At 65.8% G+C, this 13,487-nt stretch carries 12 protein-coding genes; 6 read left to right on the forward strand and 6 right to left on the reverse strand.

What is annotated here, in order from left to right; genetic code table 11:
* Positions 1-3 precede the first annotated feature (3 nt).
* Genes tsaA through ACIBJI_RS25100 form a run of 4 tightly spaced genes read left to right on the forward strand, consistent with a single transcriptional unit; the run spans position 4 to position 4,408 of the window.
* Positions 4-420: a tRNA (N6-threonylcarbamoyladenosine(37)-N6)-methyltransferase TrmO gene (gene tsaA, locus ACIBJI_RS25085; protein WP_396958619.1), complete on the forward strand. Its 417-nt coding sequence runs from the start codon at positions 4-6 to the stop codon at positions 418-420.
* A gap of 57 nt (positions 421-477) precedes the next feature.
* Complete coding sequence (locus ACIBJI_RS25090; protein ID WP_396958618.1) at positions 478-2,130, forward strand: CocE/NonD family hydrolase; 1,653 nt, start codon at positions 478-480, stop codon at positions 2,128-2,130.
* Positions 2,127-3,536, forward strand: a complete 1,410-nt coding sequence (locus ACIBJI_RS25095; protein ID WP_397086179.1) for a M20/M25/M40 family metallo-hydrolase — start codon at positions 2,127-2,129, stop codon at positions 3,534-3,536. The genes ACIBJI_RS25090 and ACIBJI_RS25095 overlap by 4 nt, the downstream gene beginning before the upstream one ends.
* Positions 3,533-4,408, forward strand: a complete 876-nt coding sequence (locus tag ACIBJI_RS25100) for a lysophospholipase (protein ID WP_397086181.1) — start codon at positions 3,533-3,535, stop codon at positions 4,406-4,408. Before ACIBJI_RS25095 ends, ACIBJI_RS25100 begins: the two co-directional genes overlap by 4 nt.
* A gap of 4 nt (positions 4,409-4,412) precedes the next feature.
* Here the strand turns inward: ACIBJI_RS25100 and ACIBJI_RS25105 are convergent, their stop codons facing one another.
* Together ACIBJI_RS25105 and ACIBJI_RS25110 are read right to left on the reverse strand one after the other, a co-directional pair.
* A complete protein-coding gene (locus tag ACIBJI_RS25105; RefSeq protein ID WP_364345328.1) occupies positions 4,413-5,855 on the reverse strand; it encodes a metallopeptidase in 1,443 nt (480 codons plus the stop codon).
* 210 nt (positions 5,856-6,065) lie between these two features.
* On the reverse strand, positions 6,066-7,010 hold the full coding sequence (locus ACIBJI_RS25110; protein WP_364345330.1) for an endonuclease/exonuclease/phosphatase family protein: 945 nt from the start codon (positions 7,008-7,010) through the stop codon (positions 6,066-6,068).
* 139 nt (positions 7,011-7,149) lie between these two features.
* Here ACIBJI_RS25110 and ACIBJI_RS25115 point away from each other — a divergent pair, with 139 nt between their 5' ends.
* On the forward strand, positions 7,150-7,491 hold the full coding sequence (locus ACIBJI_RS25115; RefSeq protein WP_364345332.1) for a hypothetical protein: 342 nt from the start codon (positions 7,150-7,152) through the stop codon (positions 7,489-7,491).
* On the opposite strand, the gene ACIBJI_RS25120 is transcribed toward ACIBJI_RS25115, so the two are convergent.
* Both ACIBJI_RS25120 and ACIBJI_RS25125 read right to left on the reverse strand, forming a co-directional pair.
* The gene (locus ACIBJI_RS25120; protein WP_397086184.1) at positions 7,445-8,086 is read right to left on the reverse strand and encodes a cysteine hydrolase; all 642 of its coding nucleotides are present in this window, start codon (positions 8,084-8,086) and stop codon (positions 7,445-7,447) included. The two genes, ACIBJI_RS25115 and ACIBJI_RS25120, sit on opposite strands and share 47 nt — an antisense overlap.
* Positions 8,086-8,424 (reverse strand): hypothetical protein, encoded by a 339-nt coding sequence (locus ACIBJI_RS25125; RefSeq protein ID WP_364345336.1) that lies wholly within the window; start codon positions 8,422-8,424, stop codon positions 8,086-8,088. The genes ACIBJI_RS25120 and ACIBJI_RS25125 overlap by 1 nt, the downstream gene beginning before the upstream one ends.
* Positions 8,425-8,544: 120 nt before the next feature.
* Between ACIBJI_RS25125 and ACIBJI_RS25130 the strand changes: the two genes are divergently transcribed.
* Entirely contained in the window at positions 8,545-8,877 is a 333-nt protein-coding gene (locus ACIBJI_RS25130; protein ID WP_397086186.1) for a winged helix-turn-helix transcriptional regulator, read from the forward strand.
* Between the two features lie 6 nt (positions 8,878-8,883).
* On the opposite strand, the gene ACIBJI_RS25135 is transcribed toward ACIBJI_RS25130, so the two are convergent.
* Positions 8,884-11,895, reverse strand: coding sequence for a bifunctional [glutamine synthetase] adenylyltransferase/[glutamine synthetase]-adenylyl-L-tyrosine phosphorylase (locus tag ACIBJI_RS25135; RefSeq protein ID WP_397086188.1), 3,012 nt, complete (start codon positions 11,893-11,895; stop codon positions 8,884-8,886).
* 88 nt (positions 11,896-11,983) lie between these two features.
* A complete protein-coding gene (locus ACIBJI_RS25140; RefSeq protein ID WP_364345342.1) occupies positions 11,984-13,324 on the reverse strand; it encodes a glutamine synthetase family protein in 1,341 nt (446 codons plus the stop codon).
* Positions 13,325-13,487: the final 163 nt, after the last annotated feature.

A 13,487-nucleotide genomic window follows, 5' to 3' on the forward strand; every position in this document is an offset into this window, starting at 1 on the left:
TCCATGCCCTCCGAGACCTATGACGTGCGCCCGATCGGCCGGGTGCGCTCGCCACTGACCGATCCGGCGGATGCGCCGAAACAAGGCGACGAAGGCGCACCGCCCGCCGAGATCGTGCTCGATCCCGAGGTCTCGGCGGGCACGGTGGGCTTGCGCCCCGGCGATGCGGTGTTGGTATTCACCTGGTTGCATCGGGCGGATCGGGAGGTGCTCTCGGTGCATCCGCGCGGCGATCGCAGCCGCCCGGTCACGGGGGTGTTCGCGACGCGGGCACCGCATCGACCGAATCCGATCGGGCTGCATCGGGTCACGATCGCCGAGATCGATGGGACCGTGCTCACCGTGCACGGTTTGGAAGCGATCGACGGCACACCGGTGCTGGATCTGAAGCCGGTCCTCGGACCGACCGCGCAGCGCTGAGTGACACCCCCGTTCCGGGGGCTGGACTATTGACCAGCAGCAGTCGATAGTTCTCGGGTGACTGTGCTGTTGCGTGGGATGGCCGGGGTTTTGTTGATGCTCGCGGGGTTGGCGCCGGTAACGGCAGCGGACCCGATCGGTGTGCCTTTCCAGTGGTCGCAGAGCTTCATCACCGCGCCCGACGGCACCCGGCTGCACGCCGATATTCTGCGCCCGCACGGCGTTTCCGCGGATACGCGCACGCCGGTGGTAATGACCGTCAGTCCGTATCGCTCGCATACCGCTTATCTGAGCGTGCCGCGGCTCGAGGGTGGGCCATCCACCGACGACCTGCACGTCGCGATGTTCCTGAACGCGGGCTATACCTACGTCATCGTGGATCTACGCGGCTACGGCGGCTCGTCAGGATGTCCGGATTTCGGTGGGCCAGGCGAACGTTCGGATGTGACCACCGCCGTGGAATGGGCTGCGGGGCAGCCGTGGTCGACCGGTCGGGTCGGAATGATCGGCACCTCATATGAGGCCTGGACCGGGATGATGGGGCTGGCCGCCAAACCCGCGGGCCTGGCCGCCGTCGCGGCGTTCGGACCGGATGTCGACCCCTACGCCTATATGTACATGCAGGGTGTCGCGTGGAAGTTCTCCGGTAAGCCGGTCACCGAGAGCGGCATTCGCCCGGCCGAAATGACGGGTTTCGAGCATCTGCTCATTGCCTCCACACCGGGCCGCCCCGACGACTCCCCCGAGTACCAGTCCAATGCCGTCCAGATACCGGCCGGGTGCTATGAGCAATTCGCCGCGAACACCACCAACCATGACGCCACCACCCCTTTCTGGCGCGAGCGCGATCTCGTGGAACGGTTGCGCGGCAATACCATTCCGCTATTCGTCGGCCAGGGTTTTCTGGATTACAACACCCGGGCGTATCGCATCTTCGACGTCTGGAATGCGCTCGGACCCGGCGATCATCGAGCCTGGTTCGGCCAATGGGGCCACAGCGATTGCGATAGCAAATGCGGTGCACCGGATTTCGATACCCAACTGCTCGCCTTCTTCGATAAGCATGTCGCCGGTCGCGATATCGAGGTGCCCGGCCCGCGCATCACGGTCGGCCAATTCGATGGCGGCTGGCGCTCCGAAACCGCATGGCCGCCGGCTGACGCGCACCGCGTTCAGATCGATCTGCGCACCGGCACCTATACCGATCGCGGTCTGCTGCCCGGACCCGACCGCGAGATCTGGTCCATTTCCGAACCGCTGAATACCGCGCAGCACATCTCCGGAATTCCGACGGCAACGCTGCGTCTGTCCGGTCCAGCGACCGCGACGGTCGCGGTCGAACTGTTCGATATCGCCCCCGACGGCCGCGGCACCATCATCACCCGCGGCATCGCGCCGGTCGCCGACACCGCCGATATCAGACTGTTGGCGCAGGACTGGCCGATCATTGCCGGGCACCGTCTCGGCATCCGGATCACCGATGTCGTCGACGACGTCTGGTCCCATGCCGCCGCCAATGCCGAGGTCACCGTCCTCGCGGCCCGCCTGGACCTGCCCCTGCTCAGCACCCCGCGCACCCCCGACCGCGCCGGCGGCACCAGCGAGGCCTGGGCGAAGTGGCGCGACCAAAAGGTCCGCACACTCGGGCCCGAGGTGTTGAACAATGCAGTGATGCCCATGAATTTGCCGAATGAGACCGGTCCTCGATGACAGGTAACGCCGCCCGGACCCACACCACGCCGATTGTCGTCGATACGCACGTAGCCGAACGCCTCGCGCTGGCCTTGCGCTGCGCGACGGTTTCCTACGAGCCATCGGATACCGCGGAGCCCGCAGAACCCAGCGACGCCGAATTCCTCCGGCTGGGCGCACACCTGGAACAGTCGTTCCCCCTGGTCCACACCGAACTGGAATTGGAGCGATTCGGACACAGCAGGCTGTATCGCTGGCCGGGTGTCGAACCGGATCGGGTATCGGCGATTCTGCTCGCCCACCAGGATGTGGTGCCGGTCGATGATCTGCGGCGGTGGACGCATCCGCCGTTCGCGGGCGTGGTGGATGACGAATTCATCTGGGGCCGTGGGGCAATCGATGACAAGAGTCGATTGATCGCGATTCTGGAGGCGGTCGAATCCGCACTCGCCGCGGGAATTCGCCCGCGACACACCATCTATCTGGCCTTCGGGCACGACGAGGAGGTGTTCGGGGATGACGGTGCGGTGCGAATGGCGCAGCGGCTGCGCGAATCCGGGGTGCACGCCGATCTGCTGCTCGACGAGGGCGGTGTCATTCTCAACGGTCTCGCCGACGGCATAGACCGGCCGGTGGCCTCGATCATGGTGGGCGAGAAAGGCTATGCGACCGTTCGTCTTTCGGTATCGGCGGTGGGCGGACATTCGTCCATGCCCGGCAAACAGACCGCGGTGGGACGGATCGCCCGCGCGGTCGGCCGCCTCCAGGACCATCCGATGCCGTTGCGCCTGACACCGGTGGTATCGGACATGGTCACCAGGCTGCGCCACGTCATGCCCGCATATCGCCGCCGCCTGCTCCGATTCGCCGGACTGGCCACGCCGGTGATCACCCGGATACTCGCGGCGCGTCCGCAAACCGAGTCGCTGGTGCGCACCACGACCGCGCCGACGGTCATCCGCGGCGGCGTCAAACCCAATGTGCTGCCACAGCAGGCCGAGGCCCTGGTGAATTTCCGCATTCTGCCCGGCGATTCGGTCGCATCGGTGCTCGAACACTGCCGAAAGGTGGTGCGCGACGCGGACGTGCGGATCGAACTCGTCGGCATGACCTCGGAGCCCTCACTCGGCAAATCACCCGGCCCGGCATTCGACATGATTGCGCGCCTGGCCGAGTCCGTCGTCCCGGGCATCGCGGTGACCACCGGCATCGTCCCGGGCGCGACCGATTCCCGGCACTACGACGACCTCGCCGCCACCCGCTGCAACTTCGCCCCCATCCTGCTGACCAAGGCCGACGTGGAAACGATCCATGGAACCGACGAGCGCATCTCGCTGGTGAACTACGCTCGGCTCATCGAGTTCAATCGGCGGCTGATCGATCAGCTCGCGGCGCCGCCACGTACCCAAGGAGCCGATGCATGACAACCGACCCGAAGGCCGGCGAATCCCCCGACCCGACACCGGGCACCGAGGGCGAATTCGACGGCATCGGCAGCCGAATCGCTTGGCGCGCATGGCTTCCCGACACCAAGGCGCGTGCGGCGATCGTGCTCGTGCACGGCGTCGCCGAACATTCCGGCCGTTACGCCCATGTCGGAAAGCGCCTGGCGGACAACGGTTTCGCGGTCTACGCGCTCGACCACCTCGGCCACGGCAAGTCGGCGGGCAATAACGCGAATATCGGTTCGATGGCGGGCTCCGCAGACAATGTCGAGGAGATGCTGAAGATCGCCCGCCGCGAATATCCGGGTGTGCCGCGGTTTCTGCTCGCGCATTCGATGGGCAGCCTGATCACCTTGTATCTGGCGGTCCGGGCGCCGATCGACGTCGAAGGGATCGTCTTGTCGGCACCGCCGCTCGATATCGCCGTCGGCAATCCGCTGCATCGCCTGCTCGGCCCGCTACTGTCCCGGTTCGCGCCGAATGTCGGTGTGCTGAAACTGGATTCGTCGATGATCAGCCGCGATCCCGAGGTGATCCGCGCCTACGACAACGATCCGCTGGTATTCCGCGGCAAGCTCCCGGCCCGCACCGGTATGGAGATGCTGAATGCCACCGAATTCGTCAAGAGCCGTCTGGACAAGCTCACCGTGCCGCTGCTGGTGTTGCATGGCACCGCCGACACCATCGCCGCACCGTCGAGCACCGATCTGATCGAGCGGGGCGCGGGCTCGAAGGACCTCACGGTGATCCGCTACGAGGGCCTCTACCACGAGGTCTTCAATGAACCCGAACAGGACAAGGTGCTCTCCGATGTCCTGGAATGGCTCGAGGCCCACGTAGCGGACGAGTGAGGACCTAGCGGTAGTTCGTCAGGCAGGCCTGCTCGCCGTCGAGGACGCCGGTGCGGAACGCCTCCAACCGTTGGAAGCCGCTCGGCACCACCTTGCCGTCCACATCGCTGGCGACCAGACCGTCGGCGAGCAGTCCGGAGACGGCCTCGTCGAGGTCGTTCGCCGATAGCCGTGGATCGCTGCCCGGCTCGCTCAGCTTGGTCGTGACGACGCCGGTGAGGCATGCGGTGCGCAGTCCGGAGGTCTGCGCTCCGGTGATCGTCAGCTTGCGCTCCTGTTGCAACGCAAGGACATAGCGGGAGATGAACACGGCGAAGGCGTTGTAATCACCGTCCACCACCGCCGAGAGCGGTTCGTCATCGCCCTTCATCGCCCCGCCGCGTTCGGCGAGTTCGGGGACATCGGTGCCGATCTTGTTCGAACTCGGGCAGTACGAGACCGGCTCGGTGGCGGTCACTTTCGAGCAGTTCTCGATGATCCCGTTGTAGTCGTACTGCGGCGCCTGCTGCAGCGGGAAGATCTTCGCCAGCGCCTGGCTCAGGCTGGTCAGCGACGGCACATCGACAGCAAGCTGAGCGTCCTGCTCGCCGTCCTCGTATGTCGTCGGCAGGGTCCCCCGACGCTGTTCGATCTCTTTCTTATTGATCTTCTTGCAGCCTTGGGCGCCGTCGGTGTAGCCGATCTGCACCGCGGTCACCCGCTCGAAGGCGGAGCCGTGCACATTTTTCGGGTTATCCGGATCGGAATCGCGCACGGCGATGGTGGCACCGAGGACCGCGTTGAGCCCGTCGGTCATATTCAGCGTGAAATGCGCGGAATTCCCTTCGGCCACATGACGCAGGAAGACACCGGCCAGGCAGTCGGCCTGCTGCTCCTTCACCAGCGTGCCGGTGAAGAATCCGGCGATCTTGGCCTGGCCCTGGATGGAGTGACCGTATTCGTGCGCGAGCACCATCACGATCGCCATATCGCTGTACTTCTCCTGCAGCAGTGGCAGCAGCACACCGCGGTCCCAGCCGATGGTGTGGTCCACGCTGCAATAGGCGGCGTTGACGAGGTGATAGGTGCTGGACTTGCAGAATTTGATCGCCTGCTCCTTGGACGCCTTGGCATCCCAGGAGATGTAACGGCTCACCGGCTTGAAGGTGCCGGGAAAGTTCTTGCCGTACTCGGTCTTCCAGAAATCTTCCAGATCGGCGATGGTATTGAGGGCGAGTTTGTCGACCGCGCCGCCGTCGCCGTTCTCCGCGGTGAGCGGTGCGTCCGGGACCCCCTTGCGCGGGCCGCTCGGTCCATTATTGGAGACCGCGCCGGTCAGCTCCCACGGATTGTCCGCGGTCACCGCGCTCGCTCGCTGCTGTCCCGCCTTGCTATCACAGCCGACCAGCGCCGCACCGACCAACAGCAATACCGCGACCACCCCGAACCGCAGCCCTCTAGTCCTCATCAGGTCTTTCCTCCCCGAACTCACTGTGGGCCCGTCCTCGGCGAACCCGACCCGATGGGTGCTTTGCGCACACACGTCGAGCGATCACATGGTAATCGCCGGAAGCTCGGCGCGTGTATACGTCTCGGCGGCCCATGGCCTCAGCGCCCATTCATGACCGAAATCTGCGGGATCGCGCACAGCCACGGAATGGGCGTTGAGGCCAATACGTCAGGCGTTCAACCGCACCCGAGCCAGCACCGCGCGGTGATCCGAGCCGGGGATGGTCAGCGATCGCACATCGGCGGACGTTCCGTCGGCCACCAGGATGTGGTCGATGCCGATCACCGGGCCCCAACGGCGATCCGCGGGATAGGTGAGCAGCGGCCCGGCGCCCGCCTGGTCCGCCGCCGCGACGAACCGTCCGCGCAGCAGATCACGGAATGCCGAGTGATCGCGGGTGGCATTGAAATCCGCGCCGACGATCGCGGGACCCTGTTGCGCGTCGAGAATTTCGCGAATCGTGCGCAGCTCCGAACTCCACACCGGGAAGTCGACCGAGGGCGGCACCGGATGAAATGCGAACACCGCGACCGGTCCCCGCTGTGGATGCTCCATGGTGGCGGACAAATTGTTCATCCAGAAGCCGTCGTATTTCTTGGTGTCCCGCAACGGGTATCGACTGTAGATGCCGGTACCGCCGGCAAGTCGACCGGCCTGTAGGAACTGATACGGCAGCGACTCCTCGATTCCGGCCGCCGCGAGCCGCTGCGCCACCTCCGGTGTCAGCTCATCGACGGTGAGCACCTCGACCTGGTTTTCCCGAACCGCTCGAACCACCGCCGCCGCATCCGCCTCCCCGAGCAACAGATTCGACTGCATGACCGAAATCTCCCGCCCACTCGCCGCCCGCCCCTCCGGCACGAACATCGGCACCTGCATCCACAACACCGCCGCGACGATCACTCCGGCGGCCGCCGCACTCCGCCACCCCCGCGCGATCAGGAAAAGCACCAACCCCGCCACCGCCCCCAGCATCAGATACGACGCCCCCGATGCCACCAGTACCAGCACCTGCCACCGCCAAGCCCCGAAATGCAGCACAATCCCGAGTACTCCCGCGACCAGCGCACACCATCCGATCCCCAGCACCACCCGGTCCACCCATTTCCGCATTCCCCGACCCTAATGGGCGACAACGCAGGACTTGTGCCGCGATTGTGTGGATTCCGTGTAGGCGCGACCCACGGAATCGTCCGACGCGCCCCGTACACTGTCGGGAAGTGCATCGGCGCGGGGAGTCGAGGTGGTCGCGATGTATGTCGAGGAGTTCACGGCGACGGGTGTGCTCACTGCGGACGCGGCCACAGATCTTGCCGACACCGCAGGCCGGTTCACCTCTCGGATCACCGTGACCTGCAATGGCCACACGGTGCTGACACCGGTGCTGCCGTGGTGTTGGAACGAGTTGCGGGTGTGCGCGGGAAGCACGGTATCGGTCATCGTCGAGCAGGGGTACCGCCCACCCGACGATGAGGACCGCATCGCGCTGCGGGAATTCGTGCGCCGCTTCCAGGTGCTGACCGCGGTCGGTCCGGCGCGGCTTCCGCTCAGTGGCGGTGCATCCGCTCGACGAGCACGGCGGCGTCCGTGGTGAGCGAGCCACCGGCGAAAGCCAGTGTGGCCAAGGAACGTTCGGCTGCGGCCGGATGGCCCGCACCGCAGGCATCGGTCACCAGAATCGGGAAGTAGCCCAGGTCCAAGCTGTGCCGGACGGTGGGTTCGATGCCGACCTCCAGAGCGATGCCCGCGATGGCGTACGTGTCGATGCCCAAGTCGCGCAGGGCGAAATCGAGCGGGGTCGCCGCGAAGGCGGACATGGTGATCTTATCGATGACCACCTCGTTCGGACCGGGCGTCAGCTCGGGGACGAGCTGATACTGCGGCGAACCCTGCGGGAAGCTGGAATTCACCTCGTTCGGATTGTCGACCCGCTGCCACTCCATGGCCATACGCAGTTGCGAGACACCGGCCGACGCGGGCGGCAATGACATGTGCCTGGTGTAGAAGACGCGAAAACCGTTCTCCCGCGCCGCATCCCGCAGCTGCACACAGGTCTGGACGATCTTGTCGCCGTCTGGCAGCTGCCGCACGATGCCGACCTGCATGTCGTAGATGATCAGCGCCATCCTGGTTGGATCGCAGGCATCCGCGAGGGTCAGCGGAATGCTGAGACCGTAGGCGTATTGCATCAGGCCGACCCCACCTTCGTCCGGTCGTAGGGCTCGGTGACATCGACGGACGGATCCATCAGCGCCTCCAGCGGCAACGGCGCCTGCACCGGAACGTAGGTCCACTCGAGGTGACCGGCCTTGGTCAGCGGGAAATCGTCGACATAACGCTTGGCCTCTTCGACGCTGTCGACCTCGAATACGATCACCACGCCCGGCTCATCGGCGCGCGCGTAGTTCTCGCGCACGATGCCCGCCTTCCACAACCGCCACACGTTGGCGACCTCTTCGGGAAGGTAGGGGGTGATGGTCTCCATCGTCACGCCGGGCTTGAAGCTGTCGAAAACGATGACTTTCATGGGAAATCGAACTCCATGTCTGCAGAATGTGGTGCGGCCGCGCCGCGTGCGAGTTCCATGTAAGTCCGATGATTACAGTGTTACAAGAACGCACTTTTTGGTGAGTACCGGAGGCGAGCGATGCCGGAGAAGCGCTATTACTGCGCGGTGGAGGTGACCGTCGATCTCATCGACGGCAAATGGAAGCCGGTCATCCTGGCCCACCTCAAGGAGGGCGTGCGCCGCTACGGCGAATTGCGGCGCCTGATGCCGAGCACCAGCGAAAAAATGCTCGTCCAGCAACTGCGCGACCTGGAGTCCGACGGCCTCATCCGCCGCACCACCTTCGACACCGTGCCACCCCAGGTCGAATACGACCTGACCGAGGAAGGCTGGAGCCTGGTCCCGGTCCTCACCGCCCTCTACGAATGGGGGCGCAAACGCGCCGACCGCGCCGCTATTCCCCTGCCTTGAGCGGCCTCAGCCACCGAAGACGCGCTCCACCACCGCTTTCGCCCGCCGAGTTATGCGCATGTAATTGTCCAGGAACTCGCTGCCATCATCGTTCGGCCAGCCCGCCACCCGCGCGACGGCCGATAGTAGAGGGCCCGGGCCGGGTAGTTGATCGGCCGGCTTGCCCCGTACGAGCACCAGTGCGTTACGCGCCCTGGTCGCCGTGATCCAGGCTTCGCGCAGCAGCGAAACATCTTCGACAGCAAGCAATTTGGTCTGCTCGATGACATCGAGGGATTCCAGCGTCGAGGTGTTGTGCAGTGCGCGCACATCGTCGGCGTAGCGCAGCTGCATCAGCTGTACGGTCCATTCGATATCGGCGAGGCCACCGCGCCCGAGTTTGGTGTGAGTCGCCGGATTCGCTCCGCGCGGCAGGCGTTCGGCGTCGATCCTGGCCTTGATCCGGCGGATCTCGCGCACCGACTCCGCCGAGACCCCGCCCTCGGGATAGCGCACCTTATCGATGGTGCGCAGGAACCGGACACCGAGGTCCTGGTCCCCGGCCACCTGATGCGCGCGCAGCAGGGCCTGCACCTCCCACGGCTGCGCCCACTGCTCGTAGTAGGCGGCATAGGCGGCCAGCGTGCGCACCAAGGCGCCGTTGCGACCCTCCGGGCGCAGTCCGGCGTCGACCTGCAGCGGCGGATCGGTACTCGGCGCGCCGAGCAGCCGCTGCACCTTCTCCGCGACGCCGATCGCCCATTTCACGGCCTTGGTCTCGTCCTGGCCGGGACGCGGGTCGCAGACGAAGAGCACATCGGCATCAGATCCGTAGCCGAGTTCCAAACCGCCGAGTCGCCCCATGCCGATAACCGCGAAATCGGCCGGTACCGGCGCCCCGAGTTCGACCTCACTGGCCCGAATCACCGCGCGCAGCGCGGCTTCCAGCACCGCGACCCACACCGAGGACAATGCCCTGCACACCTGCGGCACGTCCAGCATGCCGAGCAGATCAGCGGAGGCCACCCGAGCCAATTCATGGCGGCGCAGTGAACGGGCAGCGGCCACAGCACGTTTCGGATCGTCGTAGCGTGCGGCGGCGGTAAGGATCCCGCGCGCAACGTCTTCCGGCTGCGGACTGAGCAATAGCGGCCCGCCCGGACCGTCGGCATACATCCGGATCGTGTCCGGTGCGTTGATGAGCAGATCCGGCAGATATTCCGAGGAACCGAGCACGATCATCAACCGCTGTGCGATCGCGCCCTCGTCGCGCAGTTCGCGCAGGAACCAGATCTGATCGTCCAGTCCCTCGGAGACCCGTCGGTAGGCGAGCAGTCCGGCATCGGGATTCGGTGTGTCCCCGAGCCATTCGAGCAATGTCGGCAACAACAGCGCCTGAATGCGGCCCTTGCGCGACACTCCGCCGGTGAGCGCTTTCAGATGCCCCAGTGCGTTCTCCGGCGCCGCATAACCGAGCGCGGCCAGCTGGCGGATCGCCGCGTCCGGGCTCAGCCGCAGCGCGTCGGGATCCATCTTGACCACCGATTCGAGCAATGGCCGATAGAAGAGTTTGGCGTGTAATCGCCGCACCCGCACCGCATTTCGGCGAATCTCGGTGCTCAGCACGCCGATGGCGTCCTGCCGTCCGTCCGGGCGGATATGAGCCGCGCGCGCCAGCCAGCGCATGCCCTCTTCGTCATCGGCGGCGGGCAGGGTGTGGGTGCGCTTGAGCCGCTGCAACTGCAGCCGGTGTTCGAGCAGGCGCAGGAATTCGTAAGAGGCGGTGAGGTTCGCGGCATCGTCGCGGCCGACGTACCCGCCTGCGGCCAATGCCGTCAGCGCCTCGACGGTGCCCTGCACATGCAGGGTCTCGTCCACCCGGCCGTGCACCAATTGCAGTAGCTGCACGGCGAATTCGACATCGCGCAGGCTGCCGTGGCCGAGTTTGAGTTCGCGCTCGCGCAGATCGGCGGGCACCAGATCCTCCACTCGGCGCCGCATCGCCTGCACCTCGGCGACGAAGTCGGGGCGCTCGGAGGCGGTCCACACCATCGGCATCAACGCGTCGCGGTACTGCTCCCCCAGCGCCAGATCGCCGGTCATCGGCCGCGCCTTGAGCAGTGCCTGGAACTCCCAGGTCTTGGCCCAGCGCTTGTAGTAGGCGATATGCGAGTCCAGGGTGCGCACCAGCGCACCGGCCTTGCCCTCGGGCCGCAGTGCCGCATCGACCTCGAAGAAGGCCGCGCTGCCCACGCTCATCATCTCGGCGGCCAATCGGGCGGCGGCGGCATCGGCCGGTTCGGCCACGAAAACGACATCCACATCGCTGACGTAGTTGAGTTCGCAAGCACCGCTCTTGCCCATGGCGATCACGGCCAGCCGCACCGGCACCGGCGCATCCTTGCAGACCCTGGCCACCGCGACCGCGAGCGCAGCGGTCAATGCGGCATCGGCGAGATCGGTGAGATGGCGGCCGACCACCTGGTACGGCAGCACCGGCTCGTTCTCGACCGTGGCCGCCAGATCCAGCGCGGCCAAAAGCATGAGTTGGTCGCGATATCGCTTGCGCAGCAGCGGAATTGCCTCGGGACCGGACAGCTCGGCCCGGTACAGCACCGCATCCGCGTGCGCACACTCGGCCGGCACTGCCTGCACCGCCGCCAACAGGTCCGCGACCAGCTCCTCGCGCGCGGGTAGCTTGTCCCGCAGCAGAATTCGCCATGCGGCCGGATCGGCGACCAGATGATCAGCGAACGCGCTCGACGATCCGATGAGCGCGAAAAGCCTGCCGCGCAAGGCAGTATCGGTACGCAACGTCGAATCGAGTTCGAGCCAGTCGTCGCCGAGCGCGGTCTGCAACCGCGTCAGCGTCAGCAGTGCGAGATCGGCATCGGGCGCGCGGGACAGCGCCCACAGCACCGGAATGCTGTCGATATTGTCCCAAGCCAACTCTCGTAACGAGGTGGCGGCGGTCGGCTCGAGCAAGCCGAGCCGACCGACACCAGGAACAGCTGAACGAGCAGACGGCGGCCGGACCATACGTCCAACTTAGTTGGCCGATCATCTCTTTCCACCCGGCCGGGGTGGAAAGAGTCGTAAACGTAGCCGACCGCGCTGGTTTAACCGGCTAGAGGCCGAGGTACTCTTTCAGCTCGTACGGGGTCACCTGGCTGCGGTAATCCGCCCATTCCCGGCGCTTATTGCGCAGGAAGAAGTCGAAAACGTGCTCCCCGAGCGTCTCGGCGACCAACTCTGAGCGTTCCATCGCCTGCAGCGCCTCATCGAGCGTGCCGGGCAGCTCGCGGAAGCCCATGGCGCGCCGCTCGGCGACGGTCAGCGACCACACATCGTCCTCGGCCTCCGGCGGCAGCGTGTAGCCCTTCTCGATGCCACGCAGACCGGCCGCCAGCAGCACGGCGAAGGTCAGGTAGGGGTTGCAGGCCGAATCTGGACTGCGGATCTCGACGCGGCGCGAGGAGGACTTGTTCGGGGTGTACATCGGCACCCGCACCAGCGCGGAGCGGTTGGACCGGCCCCACGAGGCCGCCGTCGGCGCCTCGCCGCCGTGGATGAGTCGCTTGTAGGAGTTCACCCACTGGTTGGTGATCGCGCTGATCTCCGGGGCGTGCTCCAGGATGCCCGCGATGAAGGCGCGTGCGGTCGCCGACAGGTTGATCGGATCGTCGGGATCGTGGAAGGCGTTGGCCTCGCCCTCGAACAGGCTCATATGGGTGTGCATGGCCGAGCCCGGGTACTGGGCGAACGGCTTCGGCATGAAGGTTGCGCGCACGCCCTCGTCGATGGCCACTTCCTTGATCAGGTAGCGGAAGGTCATCACGTTATCGGCCATGGACAGCGCGTCGGCGTAGCGCAGGTCGATCTCCTGCTGCCCCGGAGCGCCCTCGTGGTGGCTGAACTCCACCGAGATGCCCATCGACTCGAGCGCGTCGATGGCGTGGCGACGGAAGTTGGGCGCGGAGTCGTGCACGGCCTGGTCGAAGAACCCGCCGCTGTCTGCCGGGGTCGGCTGGCGGCCGTCCTGGGGACCGTTCTCCAGCAAGAAGAACTCGATCTCCGGGTGCACGTAGCAGCTGAACCCGACATCACCGGCCTTGTTGAGCTGACGCCGCAGCACATGGCGCGGGTCGGCCCAGGACGGCGAGCCGTCGGGCATGGTGATATCGCAGAACATACGCGCGGAGTGCTGGTGGCCCTTGCTTGTCGCCCAGGGCAGCACCTGGAAGGTCGAGGGATCCGGCCGCGCGACCATATCGGCCTCCGACACCCGAGCGAAGCCCTCGATGGCCGAACCGTCGAAGCCGATGCCCTCTTCGAAGGCGCCCTCTAGCTCGGCCGGAGCGATGGCTACGGACTTCAAATAGCCCAACACATCGGTGAACCAGAGACGCACGAAGCGGATATCCCGTTCTTCGAGCGTCCGCAGCACGAATTCCTTCTGGCGATCCATGTCGCCGAGCGTAAGCATCCGGCGTTAAATCCGTGTTACATACACGCTTAGGGATTGCAATCCCATCATTCGGAATGAATCTCACAGGGCGCAAGATCACCTTGTGAGCGAGCGGGCCGCGGGCACAGTACGCCCCCCACACGACCGGGCCGGGCGCCGGCGA

Origin of the sequence: Nocardia sp. NPDC050408 (genome assembly GCF_044458905.1) — a bacterium.
GTDB lineage: Bacteria > Actinomycetota > Actinomycetes > Mycobacteriales > Mycobacteriaceae > Nocardia.

Bases quoted from the DNA above. Each gene is read 5' to 3' on its own strand.
- ACIBJI_RS25140 (WP_364345342.1), bottom strand. From the start codon at position 13,324: ATGGATCGCCAGAAGGAATTCGTGCTGCGGACGCTCGAAGAACGGGAT.
- tsaA (WP_396958619.1), top strand. From the start codon at position 4: ATGCCCTCCGAGACCTATGACGTGCGCCCGATCGGCCGGGTGCGCTCG.
- ACIBJI_RS25115 (WP_364345332.1), top strand. From the start codon at position 7,150: ATGTATGTCGAGGAGTTCACGGCGACGGGTGTGCTCACTGCGGACGCG.
- ACIBJI_RS25100 (WP_397086181.1), top strand. From the start codon at position 3,533: ATGACAACCGACCCGAAGGCCGGCGAATCCCCCGACCCGACACCGGGC.
- ACIBJI_RS25135 (WP_397086188.1), bottom strand. From the start codon at position 11,895: ATGGTCCGGCCGCCGTCTGCTCGTTCAGCTGTTCCTGGTGTCGGTCGG.
- ACIBJI_RS25095 (WP_397086179.1), top strand. From the start codon at position 2,127: ATGACAGGTAACGCCGCCCGGACCCACACCACGCCGATTGTCGTCGAT.
- ACIBJI_RS25125 (WP_364345336.1), bottom strand. From the start codon at position 8,424: ATGAAAGTCATCGTTTTCGACAGCTTCAAGCCCGGCGTGACGATGGAG.
- ACIBJI_RS25130 (WP_397086186.1), top strand. From the start codon at position 8,545: ATGCCGGAGAAGCGCTATTACTGCGCGGTGGAGGTGACCGTCGATCTC.
- ACIBJI_RS25120 (WP_397086184.1), bottom strand. From the start codon at position 8,086: ATGCAATACGCCTACGGTCTCAGCATTCCGCTGACCCTCGCGGATGCC.
- ACIBJI_RS25110 (WP_364345330.1), bottom strand. From the start codon at position 7,010: ATGCGGAAATGGGTGGACCGGGTGGTGCTGGGGATCGGATGGTGTGCG.
- ACIBJI_RS25105 (WP_364345328.1), bottom strand. From the start codon at position 5,855: ATGAGGACTAGAGGGCTGCGGTTCGGGGTGGTCGCGGTATTGCTGTTG.